Raw genomic sequence first — 18,042 nt, 5'->3', positions numbered from 1 at the left:
AAATGGCAGCGCAATGATTCTCTTGGATATATCCGGTAATACTAGGGTTAGAGCCTTTAACTAATGAGTTCAATGCCGATTATTTACTAGAAAAAGAAAAAGAAAAAGAAAAAGAAAAAGAAAAAGCAAAAGGAAAAAACAGTTACTAAGTAAGTTATAATGAGTTCTACCATCGTAGTTGGTGACGGTAACATTTATGTTAGTGAGCCATTGTTTAATGCTAAGATACATTCAAAAATACTAGCTGGTAAATGCGTTATACGCAACTATTGTATTGGTTAATGAAATATGTTTTGGTGTGATCGTTCCTAGCCAGTAGTGGAATAATTTGAGTAGTGATAGAGACTAAGGTAATGGACAATAAATGAAGCTGATAAAAAAAATAAAAAAGTTAGCAGCAGATAGAAAGCTAATTTCAAGAAATATAAGAGGGATGGAGCATACTATTCAATGTTCTATTCGCTCAGATGCCTTACATACTTCAGCTCTTTTCTCTAAAGAGAAGATCACGACGGATGAGATTTTTTTAGAGAAAGAAGTTGTTGTAAGCTTTACGACGTTTTCAAAAAAAATTCATGAAGTGTATTTGGTTATTGAATCCATTGCGCAGCAAACCATTCGTCCTAATCGTTTGATTTTATGGTTAGATGAGGCGGAATTTAATATGGATAATATTCCCCATATTTTACATCGTCAGATAGAAAGAGGGTTAGAAGTTCGATTCTGCCCTAACTATCGTTCATATAAAAAAATCATTCCTACATTAGAGCTATGTCCAGAATCATACATAATAACGATTGATGACGATGTATTGTATGGATTTGATTGTTTAGAGATTCTATTACAAGAAAGTAAGCGTAACCCGAGTGTGATCGTTGGGCATCGAGCTCATGAAATAACATTATGTACTCAAAGAGAAGTTAAGCGTTATAAAAAATGGAAATATGGACTCACAGAAGGAAAATCGTCGCACCGTATTCTTTTAACAGGTTGTGGTTCAATTCTTTATCCACCTCATTCTCTACACCCTGATGTTATGAATATTGAACGATTTACAGAGTTAGCACCAAGTACTGATGATTTGTGGCTTAAAGTTATGGCGGTACGAAATGGTACTATTTGTAAGAAAACAGATTACAGCAGTGGCTCGTATTCATTGAAGAGAAACCGAGATATTGGTTTAGCACAAGAAAATATCCGTCGAGGTGGAAATGATAAGCAGTGTGATGCCTTATTGGCATTTTACCCTGAAGTATTGGAAACATTAAGGCAAGTGAAGAACTAATAATAGAGAGTAACAACAGACTATTTTTGTTGTTACTCTCCGTTTTATCTCGTTTAGCTTGTGAATTTTTTATTCAATTCCTTAGCCACTGCTTCAGGCACAAACTGACTAATATCACCACCATGCAAAGCGACTTCGCGGACAATGGTTGACGATAGAAACGCATACTCTTCTTTTGGCGTTAAAAAGACACTTTCTAATTCAGGCATTAACTTGCGGTACATGTTAGTTAAGCCAAACTCATACTCAAAATCGACAGTCGTTCGTAGCCCGCGGATTAATAGATTAGCCTGTTGTTCTTTGGCAAAATTAACCATTAAGCCTGAAAAACCGAGCACAGTAACCGTTGGTAAATGGGCAACGACTTTTTCAGCCGTTTCCACTCTTTCTTCTAGCGTAAACAGTGTTTTCTTACTTGGACTTGCCGCTACCGCGATGATTAGATGATCAAATAGCGTTGAAGCACGCTCAATCAAATCTAAATGCCCATTCGTAATTGGATCAAAAGTACCCGGATAAATTGCTTTCGTCTTTATCATTTTTCATCACCGTTAAGGAGGATGGATTGATAAACATCTTTATACAATGAGGTTGTATATTTGATATCAAACATAGCAATCTTTTCTTGTCCGCCAGTAATCAATTTATTACGTAGTGGCTTGTCTGTTGCAACTTGGTAAATTGCATCAGCAAGTGCTTGAGCATCTCTCGCTTCAACGAGTAAGCCAGATTCCTGATCGTCAATAATATCAGGGATACCACCAGCATTGCTGCCAATCACTGGAAGTTTTGCGCCCATCGCTTCTAAGATAACAGAGCCTAGACCTTCGCTATAAGAAGGATGGATTAATAAATCTGCCGCAGCAAACCAATCACCCATACGATTTTGTTTTCCTAAGAAGGTTACGTTATGTAAATCGTATTCTTTTACTAAATTTTCTAGTTTTTCTCGTTCTGGTCCATCACCAAGTAAAGCAAGGTGAATGTTAGAATCTAGATCTTGAAGTAACTTAGCGGCTTCAACAGTTGTCTGATGTCCTTTATGGTGCAATAGATTTGCCGCTTGAATCACTAAAAATTGATTAGAAAAACGACGCCAAATAGTATCTACATTCTCTTGCTCTACCGAGTAACTAACAGGTGAGCTTGGGATTTTATAAATAACCTTGTCTGGATGACGTTCTTTAATTTTAGATACGATCTCATTACTTAAACCAACCAGAGCTGTAGCATTTGAATAAGCAATATTTGATAACCATTTGTCTTTCAGTGGATTATCAATCCGGCGAGTCACAATATAAGGCACACCAAAGCGCTTAGATTGAATTAGCGCCCAGTAAATAGCTCGTCCTTCATGCACATGAATAACGTCACAGTGCTCAGTTATTGATTTTTTGTGCTGTTTTGAAAAGTGACTAGCAAGCACTAACTTACAATTCAGTTTTTTGATATCGGCCACAAAAGGGCTTTTAGGGTTTGCGACAACAGTAAGTTGATAGCCTTCCTTTAGCTGACGAGTAATCAATTGTAAGGTTTGGCGTTCTCCGCCACTAAAGCCAGAGGCTAAATTTACATGACAAATATGCATAGTGTTTACCAAACCTTATTGAAATCTTCGTTCTCAAGTACTTTAGGATCACGTTGATATTCAAGTAGCTTGGCGTATTTTAAATAGCTATTAATTGCAGAGCTAAGAGCAACTGTCATACCATCAACACCACCTAAGAAGCCTCTTTGGAAAATATACTTACGAATAAATGCATTTAAGCCATGGGTAAAAGGAGAAAAGCTATTTGCGCGCTTTCCTTTTTTATACATGATTTTCGCAGCTCGGCCACTAAAGTTGCGGCCTGGTTTTGCAAATAGTTGACCTAGGTTTTCAAAAGAGTAATGAATAATATCGGCATTAATACGATCTGGGTTTTTCGCTTGAACTGATGCGTGTTGTTTTACATCAGCAAAGCGTGTTTTTGTTCGGTCATAAAGGCGAATGCAGAAATCAGGATACCAACCACACTGTTTAACCCAACGACTACCAATGTAATTGCGGCGGCGGAAAGCGAATGCATCATGAGACGTCGATGTTAAATCTAATGCTTTAATCGCACTCTCCATTTCGTTGGTTAAACGTTCATCTGCATCTAAACTTAATACCCAATTATTGCTGGCATAATCAAGGCCAACATTTTTTTGAATACCATCGCCAAGGTAACTTTGAGTGATAACCTTAGCTCCAAGCTGCTCTGCAAGCTCTACGGTATTATCTGTGCTGTTAGAATCCACAATAATTACTTCAGAACACACTTTCTGTAGTGATTGAATGCATTCAACAATATTTCTTGATTCGTTTAAAGTAATAACAATGCCAGTGATCATAGGTGCGCCTTGTTTATTGTAATGTGTTTTAATTATTATAAATTGAGTAAGGTTTTTAAGGGAGTTTTTACCATATCAAGACTAATATCTTGCATTATATGGTTGCCTTTGACGCGAGTGCTCCACTTTAACTCATCAATGGATTTATTATGTTGTGTCGTTACGTGTTGTTCATACACGCTAACCACATAAGGAAAGCTGTTATAAGGCCCGGTACGTTTTGGGTTACTATGACCATACAATCCAACAACAGGTGTATTTTGTGTGGTAGCAATATGAGCGGGACCCGAGTCAGGGGCAATTACAACCTGTGCTTTATTTAATACCGCAGTTAACTGTTTTAATGAGGTTTTACCAATCAAATTAATAATAGGTAATTGAGTTAAAGATTCAATATTGTCACCAAGTTGTTTTTCACGCTCACTTGGCGACCCACAAAGCACCACTTGGTAACCATGTGTATGTAACCAATCAGTCAGTTGAGCATAGCGCTCAGTGAGCCAATTACGTTCATCTTTACTTGCTGCAGGAGAAATTACCACATAAGGCTTATTTGTTGGGATATGTTCATCAACAAAAGATAAATCTGCGCTGGATAATGGAATATTCCAGGTTGGTTTACTTTTAGGAACACCTAAATATTCGACAAAAGAATAAAAGCTGTCGAGAACATGTGTCGATGCAGTATCTTTAATTTTGCGATTAGTGAACAACCACTGGCCTTCTTTAGCGCGTTTTCGATTAAAGCCGACTTTATATTTAGCTTTTATACCAAGAGTTAATACACTAGCACGTAGTGCCAATTGCATGTGAACCAATGCATCAAACTTCTGACCTTTTAATTGAGCCCAAATCGCTTTCATTCCTGCTAATCCCAATTTTTTATCAAATGGGATTACTGTAATATCAGGTAAATCATGAATCAATTGAGCTTCCACTTTCCCGACAATCCAAGTGATTTTGGTCGTCGGCCACTCTTTTTGAATCGCTTGAACGGCCGCAACAGCATGGCAAACATCACCAATCGCAGATAAGCGTAGAATGCAAAGTGAGTTAGGGGCAGAAGTGAATAAAGCCATAGAGATGTTTACCCAAAAAGAATGAGGTAGAATTATGCTATTAACGGTCATAAATGTAAAATGGCAGAGCAAGAAAGAGACTAGAAACTATACGCTGCGCTAACTAGAGACTATAAGAGCAGAATTAAGATTGCTGGGCTTGCAGAGTTCAGAGGCTTTTAGCTTTTGCACTTATAGTTTCTAGAAGCGAAGTGGTCTAGTTAGCGCAGCGTATAGTCTCTAATGTTTAATATTGGAGTCTTTGTGTGAAAATAGTAAGAAACAAAAAGCAAACCATTTGGTATGACGACTCAATCTTAACTGACTTACCAGAGCAGTGTTGTGATCCTGAATATTGGCAACAGCAAAATAAAGTGATTGGTTCAGCCCAAGGGCGAGGAACGACATGGTTTGTAGCTCTTGATAAGATAGATGCTGCATTGCGCCATTATCGTCGTGGTGGGCTGTTTGGGAAGCTAATTAAAGATCATTACATATTCACAGGCTGGGAAAAAACACGCAGCTACCAAGAATTTCAATTATTGAATACCTTAATAGAGGCGGGAGTTAATGTTCCTAAACCGATAGCGGCGAGATCAACTAAGTTAACATTTTGCTATCAAGCTGATTTATTAAGTCAAAAGATACCTAATGCACGTGATTTGGTTGCGATTTTGCAAGAAAAGCCATTATCAAAAGAGATATATCAAAAGATTGGTAATGAAATTCGTAAAATGCATGCAGCTCAAGTCAATCATACCGATTTAAATATTCATAACATTTTGATTGATGATAACGACAAAGTTTGGATTATTGATTTCGATAAATGCTATCAACAAAAAGGCGATGATTGGAAGCAAAATAACTGGGATAGATTAAAACGCTCGTTTGTAAAAGAAGTGAATAAAAAGAATATTTATTGGACGAGTAAAGAGTGGAACCATTTACTTGGTAATTAAAATTAAGGTATAAACATGAAAATATTAGTTACAGGCGGTGCAGGCTTTATCGGTTCAGCGGTTGTTCGTCACATTATCAGTAACACACAAGATAACGTTATTAACCTAGATAAATTGACTTATGCGGGTAATTTAGAATCACTATCTGATGTTGATTCTCATGAGCGTTATGCGTTTGAACAAGTTGATATTTGTGATAGAGCTGAATTAGACCGAGTATTTTTAGAGCATAAACCAGATGCTGTGATGCACCTAGCAGCAGAATCTCATGTTGACCGCTCTATTGATGGCCCAGCAGCATTCATTGAAACTAATATTGTAGGTACTTATACCTTACTTGAAGCAACGCGTTTTTACTGGAATACCTTGTGTGATGATAAAAAACAAGTATTTCGCTTTCACCATATATCAACAGATGAAGTGTATGGTGACTTAGAAGGTACAGATGACTTGTTTACTGAAACAACATCGTATGAACCTTCTAGCCCATACTCTGCCTCTAAAGCTTCTTCTGACCATCTGGTTCGAGCTTGGTTACGTACTTATGGTTTACCAACGATTGTAACTAACTGTTCAAATAACTATGGCCCATATCATTTCCCTGAAAAACTTATTCCATTAATGATTTTGAATGCACTAGATGGTAAGCCATTACCGGTTTACGGGAATGGTATGCAAATTCGTGATTGGTTGTTTGTTGAAGACCACGCTCGTGCTTTGTACAAAGTTGTTACTGAAGGTGAAGTAGGGGAAACTTACAATATTGGTGGGCATAATGAAAAAGCGAATATTGACGTTGTTAACACCATTTGTTCATTACTTGAAGAGTTAGTCCCTAATAAACCAGAAGGGGTTAACCAATATCTTGATTTAATTACCTATGTAACAGACCGACCTGGACACGATGCTCGTTATGCAATTGATGCGTCGAAAATTGAGCGTGAGCTAGGTTGGAAGCCAGAAGAAACATTTGAATCAGGTATTCGTAAAACTGTTGAATGGTATTTAGATAACAAACAATGGTGGTCACGAGTGTTAGATGGTTCTTATGCAGGAGAGCGTTTAGGCGCATCTTCAGAGTCTACAGTAATTGAAAAGGCGGCTAAATAATGAAAGGCATTGTACTTGCAGGTGGTTCTGGTACTCGTTTATACCCACTGACTCGTGGTATATCAAAACAGCTTTTGCCTATTTACGATAAGCCAATGGTGTTTTATCCAATTTCGACGTTAATGCTTGCGGGTATTAAAGACATTCTAATTATCACAACGCCTGAAGATAATGCCGGTTTTAAGCGTTTGTTGGGCGACGGTTCAGATTTTGGTATTAACCTAGAGTATGCAATTCAACCAAGTCCTGATGGTTTAGCGCAAGCGTTCATTATTGGTGAGGAATTCATTGGTGATGACAGTGTGTGTTTAGTGCTTGGTGATAACATCTTTTATGGTCAATCGTTTAGTCAACAACTGATTCGAGCTAGAGAGTTAACAGGCCAAGGTTTAGCTACGGTATTTGGTTATCAAGTAAAAGACCCTGAGCGTTTTGGTGTGGTTGAGTTTGATGAAGAGATGAAAGCGGTTTCGATTGAAGAAAAGCCAGAAACGCCGAAATCAAATTATGCTGTAACGGGTTTGTACTTCTATGATAATCGAGTGGTAGAAATGGCAAAGCAAGTCAAGCCTTCTCATCGTGGTGAGCTTGAGATTACTACGTTAAATGAAATGTATTTAAATGATGGCTCATTAAGTGTTGAGTTATTCGGTCGTGGTTTTGCGTGGTTAGATACTGGCACTCATGAAAGCTTGCATGAAGCATCTTCATTTGTACAAACGATTGAAAATGTCCAAGGGCTAAAAGTTGCGTGCCTAGAAGAGATTGCTTGGAGAAATGGTTGGTTAAGTGATAAGCAAGTATTAGCTCTTGCAAAGCCAATGATGAAGAATGAATATGGGCAATATTTAACTCGCCTAGTTAATGAAAACCAGAAGAAGGTGGCGAGCTAATGCGAGTATTGATTACAGGTTGTCACGGGCAGGTGGGTTATTGTTTAACGCAACAACTTGCTGATAATGAAAATATCGCTGTGTTATCGCTTGATAAAGAGAGTCTTGATATTACAAATCAAGAGGCGGTAAATAATACAGTCGTTGAGTTTCAGCCAAGCATCATCATTAATGCCGCTGCACATACTGCAGTAGATAAAGCTGAAGAGGAAGTTGAACTTTCTTATGCTATTAATCGTGATGGTCCTAATTATTTAGCACAAGCAGCACAAAGTGTTGGTGCTGCAATACTGCATATTTCAACGGATTATGTCTTTGAAGGCAATAAAGTGGGTGAGTATCAAGAAACCGATATTACAAACCCACAGGGTGTTTACGGTGAAAGTAAATTAGCGGGTGAAATTGCGGTTGCCAATGCGTGTGATAAACACATAATTCTTCGTACTGCTTGGGTGTTTGGTGAAAATGGCAATAATTTTGTGAAAACCATGCTACGTTTAGGTGCAACACGAGATGAATTAAGTATTGTAGGAGACCAATTTGGTGGACCAACATACGCGGGTGATATTGCTCATGCGTTAGTTCAAATAGCAAAGCGAATTACAGAAGGTAATGAGGTTGAGTACGGTGTTTATCATTACTCAGGTTTACCTCATGTAAGTTGGTTTGAATTTGCTGAAATCATCTTTAATACAGCGATTGAACAAGCTGTTATTTCAAATAAGCCAAACTTAACAAGTATTACAACTGACCAATACCCAACACCAGCAAAACGTCCAAGTAACTCTAGATTAAGTACCGATAAAATCACAAAGAACTTTGCTATTAAAGCGAGTGATTGGACAGCTGTATTAAACAATATCCAAGCATATAAAGGCGAAGATAATGAAAGTAATTGATACCCGCATTCCTGATGTGAAAATTATAGAGCCAAGTGTTTTTGGTGACGAACGAGGTTTCTTTATGGAGACTTGGAACCAAAAGCAATTTGAAGAGCTTGTGACAGGTAAGCCGATACAATTTGTGCAAGACAATCACTCAAAATCGAAGAAAGGGATTTTACGAGGGCTGCATTACCAAACAGAAAATACGCAGGGGAAATTAGTGCGTGTGATTTCTGGTGAGGTATTTGATGTTGTGGTTGATATTCGAAAAGGTTCATCGACGTTTGGTCAGTGGGTTGGAGAATATTTGTCGGCTGAGAACAAGCGCCAACTTTGGGTACCAGAAGGTTTTGCACATGGTTTTTATGTGACAAGAGAAAATACTGAATTTGTATATAAATGTACCGATTATTACAATCCAAACGCTGAGGTATCAATTAAGTGGAATGACTCTACATTGAATATAGAGTGGCCATTAAATGATGAGCCCTTACTTTCTAATAAAGATCAGGTTGGATTATGTTTTTCACAAGTCCCTTATCATTGTGTGATTAAATGAATAAACTTACCTTGTTTTGAATTCAAGGTAAGTCAGTTCTTTATTGTCGATTAAGTTGTGCTAGAGCTAATGCGCTAACCTTATCGACAGTAATTGAATTAATACATTTATCTTCTTCATTTGGTGCAATAGCCCAAGAGTTTTCATGTGAATAAAACCACTCATTCATTGTATTGTATGGGGAAGCCTCTGGGTTTTTCCACCCCCATAGTGTAATTAGAGGTACGGTTAACATCTGAAAGATATGAGTCGGTCCGCAGTCATTAGCAATAGACAATTTAGAAGACAAAGCTAGTTCAATCAGGCTTGATACCGTAGGGCTATGATGAATTTTGGTTGGAATATTCGCAATTTTACTTGGAATGCTTTCTTCGTAATGTTTCTCGTCTGGACCAAGAACCAAATTAATTACGGATAGTTTAGTGTAGTGAGTAGCAATTTGTTCAGCAGTAGCTAGATAATGTTTTAGAGCCCATCGTTTATAGTCACCAGCGCCACCACCAGGAAGTAAGGTTAGTCCCATATCTTCTTTTGGGGTGTTGGTATTAACTAAAGATTTGATAATATTCGGTTTGTAATTCTTATCTCTAACTGTATTTAGTAAGCTTAGGTGGCTATTTGCTATGTATTGAAAACCTTTGTTTATATGAAGATAGTGTAGATAGCAGCACTTGTGTAACGTGTTACTACTGTGCCCAAATGATTGTTTAATACTACTTAATTTTATAGCAGCATGCACTTTATCTGATCCTGAATACAAATTATATACGGCATCATATTTATGTGCTTTAAGTTCATTAACTAAACGAAAAAAACTAAACTTTTTATAGTTGATAATTGAAGCAATAGCACCCACAGTAAGTAATACTTTGCTTTGTTCGAACTTTGATCATACTTCAATTTTTGCATTCGGGTATTCAGCTTTTAATGCGCAGAAAAAAGGTAATTGAGTTAGAATGTTACCAAAGTGTGGTCTGCTCGGAACAAAGACCGCTATTTTCATTGTTATTTCCCTTTTTTATTTACACATTAAATCTGTGCGAGATTATATAACGGTTTCAATATTTACAGTACAGGTGATAAGGCTTATACCGAGTTAATTATGCAGAATATATCTAATTTTAAACAAAAATTTCATAGTCATGGCTGGTTTATATTAATAAATAGCTTAATTGCAATGGCGATTGCAACTCGTTATTTTGCTTTTTTACCAGAAATTCCAACGGACACACTGGGACTAAGTTTTTTAGTATCAGGTACTTTTAGTCAAATGGTATTGCTTGCCGGACTAATAGGCTTGGTTGCAACTCCTACGCTCGCTATCTCAAATAGTAAAATTAGAAATGGCCTTCAAGCATTCATAGCTTCGCTTGGTATTGCTGTCTTGTTTATCGATACGTTAGTGTTTGCACAATATCGGTTCCACATTAATGCGGTTGTGCTTGAATTAGTTTTATCTGGGCAAGTCGTTAGTTTTCCATTAATTACATGGATAACGGTTATTGGTGGGGTGGTCGCTCTTGTTGTTGGTCAATACTTATTGATTTCATGGCTAGAAAAACCAGCGGCGATAACACAACATAAATTAGGCCGTAAATTTGCTCTTATTACGTTCTTTGCACTGTTAGCTACACACGGTATTCATATTTGGGCTGCGGCGAATGCTTATCAACCAGTAACTACTGTTAAGCGCTATTTACCTGTGTTTTACCCTGCAACATCAACAAGCATGATGAAAAAATATGGCTGGGTAAATGAGGAGGCCATTGCTCAACAAAAAGCGATGAAACTTAATCGTAAGAGTGATTTAAATTATCCACTTGCGCCATTACAAAAAGAAATTGTTAAAAAACCAATAAATATAATGATCTTAGCGATTGATTCATGGCGTGCAGATACCTTTAATGCTGAAAATACCCCAAATATGTGGAAATACGCACAAGATGGGATGATTTTTAATAATCATATAGCAACAGGTAATGCGACACGAACTGGTATCTTTGGCTTATTTTATGGTATTCCTGGAACGTATTGGCATGGTTTTCTAGCAAACCAAAAATCACCAGTATTGATTGATCGTCTTCAAGAATTAAATTATGAAATGGGAATATTTACAGCAGCTCAACTTGAGAAGCCTGAATTTAATCAGACTGTATTTAAAAATATCCCTAATTTACGTATCAAATCAGAAGGTAATTCACCGTCAGAACTAGATCAAGATTTAACCAAAGATTGGTTAGAGTGGTACAGCAAGCGTGACACTTCAAAACCTGCATTTTCATTTTTATTCTATGATGCACCGCATGGTTATGATTTCCCTAAAGACTACGCACATCGTTATGAACCAATGCTAGATAACATCAATTATTTAGAATTGAATAATGATACCGATCCAATCTTATTTTTTAATCGCTATAAAACCAGTGTCCATTTTGTTGATAGCGTAGCAAAACAAGTTTTAGATAAATTAAAAGAAACAGGTGATTTGGAGAATACTATCGTGATCATCACAGGGGATCATGGACAGGAAATGAATGATAATCGCATGAATTTCTGGGGGCATAATAGTAACTTTACTGATGCTCAAGTAAACGTTCCTTTTGTTATTATTGCTCCTGGTGTAAATAGTAAAACATTAGATTGGAGTTCGGATGATTTAACAAGTCATCAAGATATAGCACCAACATTAATGAAACACTATTTAGGCATAACTAATAACATTAAAGATTATTCTGCAGGTGAAGATTTGCTAGGTAAGCATGTAGATAGGAATTGGATCATGTCATCTAACTACAGTGGTTATGCAATTATAGATAAAGAATCAATTTTAGAGGTTGGTGCAACGGGCCAGTATCAATTGCTTGATAAGAAAAACCGACCAATGAAAGATGCTCAGTTAAATTATCAACATCTTCAAGAAGCGTTAGAGCAGATTAGTCGATTTAATAAATAAAAAGTTTTGACAAGAAGCCTTCTTCACTAAGAAGGCTTTTATGAAAGATTTTAATAAAACGTTTTGTTTTTAAAAGTATCTCCATTTATGGTGATAAAAACTTCATCAGCTTTGATGTGTGTTTGAAAATAACTATGGTTACCATAATATTGGTAGCCATTTTTTTTGATTTTCTGATTAATCCAGCGTTTAAGTCTTTTCTCAAGCCTATCTTTCGATCGTAAATCATGCATCGTATCAAAAGCGAGGACTTTTTCTTGTTGTTTTGAGTAAGACAATGCGTGGCTATAACAAGAGCTATCGCCTAGTAATGAGCTACTTCCAAACCATGGTGGAAGTGCTGTTCTAGAATGTTCTGGGCCATAAGGGAATAGTTTTATTCCTTGTAGGTGATTAACATAAAATAGAATATTCTCAGGAATAAATGTACTTTTTTGTAGAGCTAAATGTAAGGCAATAGCAGAGGCAATATGCTCATCGTGAGGGTCAATTTCTGGATGTGTAACCAAAATAGTTCTAGGCTTAATATGCTCAATCAGTTCAATAAGATCTTGAATTAGAGACTCACCACTATTTATATTATGAGTATCATTAGATAGTTTCACATGGTTCCATTGACGAAAATCATTTGGTGATATATCAGAGATGGAAGAATGTGCGACAATGTCTTTTGGGGTATTTAGTACAGATGAGCTTGAAATGTTAAAGTAACCTAATGACAACAATTGTTGCATAGGTACTTTAGCTAGTAGAGGCGTTGTCATTGCGTTCCAGCTTCGAATATAACCTTTACGTTTCTCAGCTAGTGATATGTCAGTATCTAAGTTTTGAATATATTGGCGTTCTAATCCTTGTAAATTAGAGCCGGTATTAATCGTGGCGATCCAAGTATTAGAAGCGTGATCACTATATAAGCCATATGCAGAAAGCTCTGCGTCATCAGCATGAGGGGCAATAATTAATATTGGCCCTGATGTTAAATCAGGGTTTTTAAAACCAAGTAATTGACTATTAGACGATATTTTACAGTTTTTGCATGTGATTGAGATGTCTTTTAAGTTTTTTATTCCCGTAATATTTAAATATCGAATACCTTTCTGGCCAGCTTCAAAGTATTGTTTGGTCGATAACACATGATTATTTACTGAAATGACTCCAGGCTTCTTTTTGCTTAACGATGTATAGTTGAAACGGAGTAAAATCGAGTGGTTGTCGATTATAGATGAATCTTGATTCTTGCACTCCACAAAACCACTATCTGAAATAATAACTGAACATTCCCAAGTGGATTTTAATGGATATTCGTAATTAACTTCTTTCATACCATCATCGCCTATATCTTATTAATTTGCTGCAGTGTTTTCATTACAGCACCTGTATTTTTTTTCATAAAACTTAAAGCATTTTTTCGTAGAAAATTTCTATATTGTTCATTCTGAAAAATGGAAATAAGGCTATCAGTTAGCTCCGTAGCATTATGAGAAATGGTAACAGTATTATTATTGATAAGTTGTTGGGTTATTTCTTGAAAATTAAAATAACTTGGACCAGTCAAAGATGGTTTTCCCAATGCTACTGGTTCTAATATATTATGACCACCTACTTTATCACCAAGTAAGCTTCCCCCCATAAAACAGATATCAGAAGCACCAATTAACGTCAACATCTCACCCATCGTATCACCTAGATAAACTTGAGTATTTTCCGTTACTATTTGTTTAGACGTACGTTTAATCGTGCGAAAATTGAAATTTTGACATAGTTCAAATGCTGAATTGAAGCGTTCAGGGTGACGAGGCACTAAAATCAATAACGCATTAGGAGTGTTATTTATTAAAGATGCGTGAGCTGCTAAGATTTGTTCATCTTCACCTTTATGCGTACTTGCTGCAATCCATATAGGCCGTTCTTCACCAAGTTGTATACGTAGGTCTATTCCTGATTTTCGTATTTGTTGTGTAATGTCGATATCAAACTTTACAGAACCAGTAACATGCACTTTTTCATTATTTACACCAAGAGCAATGAATCGTTCTGCGTCATCTTGATATTGGCAACAAATATGAGTTAAGTGCTTACTTAGTAGGTTAAATAGTGGTTGTATTTTTTTATAACCTAAGAATGACTTGTTAGAAAGACGAGCGTTTAATACTGAAATAGGAATACCAAACTTTGCAACAGTATGCAGAGTATTTGGCCATAACTCTGTCTCCATGATCAGCATATTTTCAGGTCTTGTTGTTTTTAAAAAGCGACGAACCGCAAAACAAAAATCAATAGGCATATATCTATGCTCAACCAAATTGCCTAGTTTTTCGATTTGTTCAGCACCAGTACTAGTAGTCGTTGTTACAAGGATCGGTTGTGCAGGGTTCTGTTTCTTTAATGCATTAATAATAGGTGCTGCAGCAATGGCTTCACCAACCGAGACTGCATGAATCCAAATCGGCCTTTCTTTGGATTTTAAGGGAGGAGAAAAACCAAAATGCTCTTTCCAACGCAGATGAAATGGGGGCTTACCATCTTTTTTTTTATACAAAGAGTAGAGTAAAATAGGAGACAGTAAAAAGAGCAAAATAGTGTAAAAAAAGCGAAGCATCATGCTGAAAACTCATTTATATATTTATTGATAATCGTTTTAGCATCAAAATCATTCAGTGTCTTTTTTATAGAAGAATCAAATGACTCGTTCCATTCGGTATTTAAAGCTAAGTATATCTTTCCACCAAGAGACTCCGGAGTTTCCTGTGCTAGAAAATGAGTTAAATCTCCGTTCATAATTTGTCTAACTCCCCCTTTGCAGTCTGTAGATACAACTTTTGTCTTACAAGCTAAAGCTTCAATCAACACCATACCTAAGCCTTCTGATTTAGAACTTAGGACAAATAATTCTGCTTGTTTATACCAAGGGAAAGGGTTGGATTGTTGGCCTTTTAAATAAACACGCTCTGTAAGATTAAGATTGACAATTTTTTTCTGTATCGAATCTAAGTCTTTACCGCCTCCTACAATTAAGAGGTCTTCTTCAATATTATAACGACTAACTGCATAATCATAAGCTTCAATAAGTAAGGAGAAATTTTTATTGGGAACTAATCTACCTAAACCTAAAATGTATGGATTATGATGAAGTTGTTTTGGTGTATGGGACTCTAATTCAATTTGTTGAAAATCATTTGGATTTGAAATCATCAGGTGTTTTTTGGGTTCAATTGAATGAGTGGTTACTAAATCAAAAAAGCTCTCATATGCACCATCAGAAACACAAATAACTTTTCTATTATTAAAAAATTTTGAGAAGATATATTTAGATAATTTTCCATATCTATATTTAGTTTGCACACTTTCACAAACATAAACATACCGAGGATCATGCAAGTTCCATAAATGTTCAAACGTACCTTGCCCCCTAAAGATAATCAAATCAAATGGGAGCCCATTTTTTTTCTCTAATTGGTTAAGTTTCTTTTTAAAAAAATAAGACTCAGCAAAAGCAAACCAAAGAGGGAATGTTTTTTTAAAAACTATATTTAAAATTTTGCAAATAAAAAACCATACAACCCCAATTCCCGTTGATAAAACAGCTTTTTTTAAATTAAACAGATGAACGGGTAAATCTTTATTTCTTGGGTTGACTTCTTTTTTTCGGTTTTTTAAATAAATTAATTCAGTAGAATGACCATCGTTGTAGAAAGCATCCGCTAAATTAACAGCAACGCGTTCCATTCCTCCAATTTTTAAGCAATTAACAACAACGGCAATTCGCATGGTTTTTCCTAAATATTTAAATTAATTACAACGAGGGTGTTTACCAGTGAATAAAGTGTTTAAAAGAACGCTAGTTAGCTCTTTGTTTTTGCTTGAAAAGCTTTCTATTAACACTTTTCTGAAGCGTTTCAATGATGAAAAACTAGGGTAATGCCGTAATGTAAGGGCTGTATGATAGCCCATTTCAATTTTTCTAAATTGTTGTTTGCTTTTTGATTCATTTTCATCACGAGACAGTGAGTGATCAAACCCTGGAATAATACTGAGTTGATTTATTGCTTTCAGTTTTCTAATTCTTAAGAAAAACGAAGTATCTACACCATAGAGTGCATAATGTTCATCAAATAAATTACCGTATTTTTGAATTATAAGCTCAGAGAAAGAGTGAGAAATGATTAATCCACTACCTATAGCTACAATCTTATCTCTTCGACCAAAACTAGTTGAAGTTTTTTTTGGAAATTTATTCGGGCTACATACTTTATTAGCAGATTTAACTATAGGAAGACCAACTCCTTTGATATTGTTGTTCATAATTGTATCAATATATTCATTACTCAATTTAGAATCATGATCCAGTATAATGTAGTGGTCATTTGGATTATCTTTTACAAACTGGTTATAAATGTAACTTAAAGGTTTGTTAGTGGTGTCTTGAATTATGGAACATTTATACCCTTTATTACTTAAAGTGCTTACTAAGCTGTCATTTATTTTTATTGGACCATTGTTATATAAGATTAATGTCGTTCCAAGTATATTAACGTCTGTTAGCGCTAGTGATTTTATTGTTTCAGATTTCTCTAAAGAACAATTATATAAGACAACAAGAATTGAGGATGCCATAATAAATTACTCCACACTCTTATCTTTTAAATCGAGTTTTATCGCCAGATAAAAAGTATAAAGGCCAGCAAAGAAAACATTATGTGAGTAAACGCCATAATTTCTAGAGTTAAATGATTCAAATGCATTTATTGTTAACCAATAGGTTATGCAACAAAGAGATAAGAATATCCATAAGTTAGCATTTGGTAGTTGCTCTCTTATAGATAATAATGAACGAGGTAAATTTATATAAAGGGCATAAATTAGTAATAATCCTATAATGCCATATGATACAAGCATTTCAATATGGAAATTATGAAGGTGGCGTAGTCCCTTGATTATACCGTAATTTTCATTAATGCGTTCACTGAATAGCTTTGACTGTGAAATTATTAATCCTGGGGTGTTAGAATCCAAACCAAGGATTGGATGCGAGTTGAACCAAGGTATTGATTCAATCCAGGAGTTGAGTCGAATTCCCACACTACTCATAGGGATATTATCAGTATCAAGATCAATTATTTTATAGATAGACTGCATATCACCTTGGCCACTACGTTTTTCAATCATAGGTGCAATCTCTTTTATTATAAAAAACATAAGAATGAATATTACTACATACCCAAATAGGGTATGTTTTAATTTTATTTTTTCACTGCAAATGGAAAATAGAAGAGGAAGAAGAGTAATAGTTATTAAAATTGCGAGCCATACCATGCGAGATTGGCTTATTACAATCATGGTAAAAAATAAAACACTTAAAATAAATAGAGTTATCGAACCAATGATTCTTATTTTTATATTACTAGCTAAATTTTTCGTAAATGAAAGTAATATTAAATGGAAAAAACAAAATATAAAACTTAATCCTGAAAACATTGACGTATATTGAGCGTTTTTAATGTTGAAATCAATCCGGTTTCCTTGCAGCCCAGAACTAAATTCTTTTATAAAGTCAGAGTGAACAATACAGCCCATTAAAAATCCTATAATATAGCATCCCCATAGTATATAAACATTCTTAATTGACCCTTTTAACCAGTAGGCCATAAATATAAATAGAAATAATTTACCTAATCTGTCTATTTTGGGTGATGAATTAGAAAGTTCAGGTATATATATTAAGCTATTCAACCAACTTAGCACTTGAACTAATATGATTAGAAATAAAAGTATGACCATTGGTTCTTTGTAAATTCTATCTCTATGGAAATAAAATATCCCTAAAGAACCGATTATAAATACAGCTCTAAATATATCACTTATCGTTGGAAATGGAACAACGGAAAAAGTATACATAAAAACTGATAAAAGCATTATGTTACTGTAGGTTTTTGACTCAAACATATTTTTTAATATAAACATATAA

The 18,042-nt window shown here is 35.5% G+C and carries 17 protein-coding genes; 7 read left to right on the top strand and 10 right to left on the bottom strand.

Going from position 1 to position 18,042, the window contains the following annotated elements; translation table 11 throughout:
* Nucleotides 1-364 precede the first annotated feature (364 nt).
* A complete protein-coding gene (locus tag ED622_RS07760; RefSeq protein WP_122033333.1) occupies nucleotides 365-1,285 on the top strand; it encodes a glycosyltransferase in 921 nt (306 codons plus the stop codon).
* A 53-nt stretch (nucleotides 1,286-1,338) separates the two neighbouring features.
* Here the strand turns inward: ED622_RS07760 and coaD are convergent, their stop codons facing one another.
* Genes coaD through ED622_RS07740 form a run of 4 tightly spaced genes read right to left on the bottom strand, consistent with a single transcriptional unit; the run spans nucleotide 1,339 to nucleotide 4,740 of the window.
* Entirely contained in the window at nucleotides 1,339-1,821 is a 483-nt protein-coding gene (coaD, locus tag ED622_RS07755; protein WP_162922487.1) for a pantetheine-phosphate adenylyltransferase, read from the bottom strand.
* Nucleotides 1,821-2,873 (bottom strand): glycosyltransferase family 4 protein, encoded by a 1,053-nt coding sequence (locus ED622_RS07750; RefSeq protein WP_122033331.1) that lies wholly within the window; start codon nucleotides 2,871-2,873, stop codon nucleotides 1,821-1,823. The genes coaD and ED622_RS07750 overlap by 1 nt, the downstream gene beginning before the upstream one ends.
* Before the next feature lie 5 nt (nucleotides 2,874-2,878).
* Nucleotides 2,879-3,661 (bottom strand): glycosyltransferase family 2 protein, encoded by a 783-nt coding sequence (locus ED622_RS07745; protein ID WP_122033330.1) that lies wholly within the window; start codon nucleotides 3,659-3,661, stop codon nucleotides 2,879-2,881.
* Between the two features lie 35 nt (nucleotides 3,662-3,696).
* On the bottom strand, nucleotides 3,697-4,740 hold the full coding sequence (locus ED622_RS07740) for a glycosyltransferase family 9 protein (protein ID WP_122033329.1): 1,044 nt from the start codon (nucleotides 4,738-4,740) through the stop codon (nucleotides 3,697-3,699).
* 245 nt (nucleotides 4,741-4,985) lie between these two features.
* Between ED622_RS07740 and ED622_RS07735 the strand changes: the two genes are divergently transcribed.
* From ED622_RS07735 to rfbC, 5 genes are read left to right on the top strand one after another with little or no spacing between them, the layout of a single operon-like run.
* Nucleotides 4,986-5,678 (top strand): 3-deoxy-D-manno-octulosonic acid kinase, encoded by a 693-nt coding sequence (locus tag ED622_RS07735; RefSeq protein ID WP_122033328.1) that lies wholly within the window; start codon nucleotides 4,986-4,988, stop codon nucleotides 5,676-5,678.
* Between the two features lie 15 nt (nucleotides 5,679-5,693).
* Nucleotides 5,694-6,788: a dTDP-glucose 4,6-dehydratase gene (gene rffG, locus ED622_RS07730; RefSeq protein WP_122033327.1), complete on the top strand. Its 1,095-nt coding sequence runs from the start codon at nucleotides 5,694-5,696 to the stop codon at nucleotides 6,786-6,788.
* Nucleotides 6,788-7,681, top strand: coding sequence for a glucose-1-phosphate thymidylyltransferase RfbA (gene rfbA, locus ED622_RS07725; RefSeq protein ID WP_122033326.1), 894 nt, complete (start codon nucleotides 6,788-6,790; stop codon nucleotides 7,679-7,681). The genes rffG and rfbA overlap by 1 nt, the downstream gene beginning before the upstream one ends.
* Nucleotides 7,681-8,580: a dTDP-4-dehydrorhamnose reductase gene (gene rfbD / locus ED622_RS07720; RefSeq protein ID WP_122033325.1), complete on the top strand. Its 900-nt coding sequence runs from the start codon at nucleotides 7,681-7,683 to the stop codon at nucleotides 8,578-8,580. Before rfbA ends, rfbD begins: the two co-directional genes overlap by 1 nt.
* Entirely contained in the window at nucleotides 8,567-9,124 is a 558-nt protein-coding gene (rfbC, locus tag ED622_RS07715; RefSeq protein WP_122033324.1) for a dTDP-4-dehydrorhamnose 3,5-epimerase, read from the top strand. Before rfbD ends, rfbC begins: the two co-directional genes overlap by 14 nt.
* A 40-nt stretch (nucleotides 9,125-9,164) precedes the next feature.
* Here rfbC and ED622_RS07710 read toward each other — a convergent pair whose 3' ends face one another.
* The gene (locus ED622_RS07710) at nucleotides 9,165-9,980 is read right to left on the bottom strand and encodes a glycosyltransferase family 9 protein (protein ID WP_122033323.1); all 816 of its coding nucleotides are present in this window, start codon (nucleotides 9,978-9,980) and stop codon (nucleotides 9,165-9,167) included.
* 246 nt (nucleotides 9,981-10,226) lie between these two features.
* Between ED622_RS07710 and ED622_RS07705 the strand changes: the two genes are divergently transcribed.
* Nucleotides 10,227-12,077: a DUF3413 domain-containing protein gene (locus ED622_RS07705; RefSeq protein WP_122033322.1), complete on the top strand. Its 1,851-nt coding sequence runs from the start codon at nucleotides 10,227-10,229 to the stop codon at nucleotides 12,075-12,077.
* 50 nt (nucleotides 12,078-12,127) lie between these two features.
* On the opposite strand, the gene ED622_RS07700 is transcribed toward ED622_RS07705, so the two are convergent.
* Genes ED622_RS07700 through ED622_RS07680 form a run of 5 tightly spaced genes read right to left on the bottom strand, consistent with a single transcriptional unit; the run spans nucleotide 12,128 to nucleotide 18,038 of the window.
* A complete protein-coding gene (locus tag ED622_RS07700; protein WP_122033321.1) occupies nucleotides 12,128-13,399 on the bottom strand; it encodes a PIG-L family deacetylase in 1,272 nt (423 codons plus the stop codon).
* A gap of 11 nt (nucleotides 13,400-13,410) precedes the next feature.
* The gene (gene waaA / locus ED622_RS07695; RefSeq protein WP_162922484.1) at nucleotides 13,411-14,679 is read right to left on the bottom strand and encodes a lipid IV(A) 3-deoxy-D-manno-octulosonic acid transferase; all 1,269 of its coding nucleotides are present in this window, start codon (nucleotides 14,677-14,679) and stop codon (nucleotides 13,411-13,413) included.
* Nucleotides 14,676-15,845, bottom strand: a complete 1,170-nt coding sequence (locus tag ED622_RS07690) for a glycosyltransferase (protein ID WP_122033320.1) — start codon at nucleotides 15,843-15,845, stop codon at nucleotides 14,676-14,678. The genes waaA and ED622_RS07690 overlap by 4 nt, the downstream gene beginning before the upstream one ends.
* Before the next feature lie 21 nt (nucleotides 15,846-15,866).
* Complete coding sequence (locus ED622_RS07685) at nucleotides 15,867-16,691, bottom strand: glycosyl transferase (protein WP_122033319.1); 825 nt, start codon at nucleotides 16,689-16,691, stop codon at nucleotides 15,867-15,869.
* Nucleotides 16,692-16,697: 6 nt separating this feature from the next.
* Nucleotides 16,698-18,038, bottom strand: a complete 1,341-nt coding sequence (locus ED622_RS07680; RefSeq protein WP_122033318.1) for an O-antigen ligase — start codon at nucleotides 18,036-18,038, stop codon at nucleotides 16,698-16,700.
* Between the last annotated feature and the right edge of the window lie 4 nt (nucleotides 18,039-18,042).

The sequence above is a fragment of the Aliivibrio sp. EL58 genome (genome assembly GCF_900312675.1).
Lineage (GTDB): Bacteria > Pseudomonadota > Gammaproteobacteria > Enterobacterales > Vibrionaceae > Aliivibrio.
This window is presented reverse-complemented; position numbering and strand designations above follow the sequence as displayed.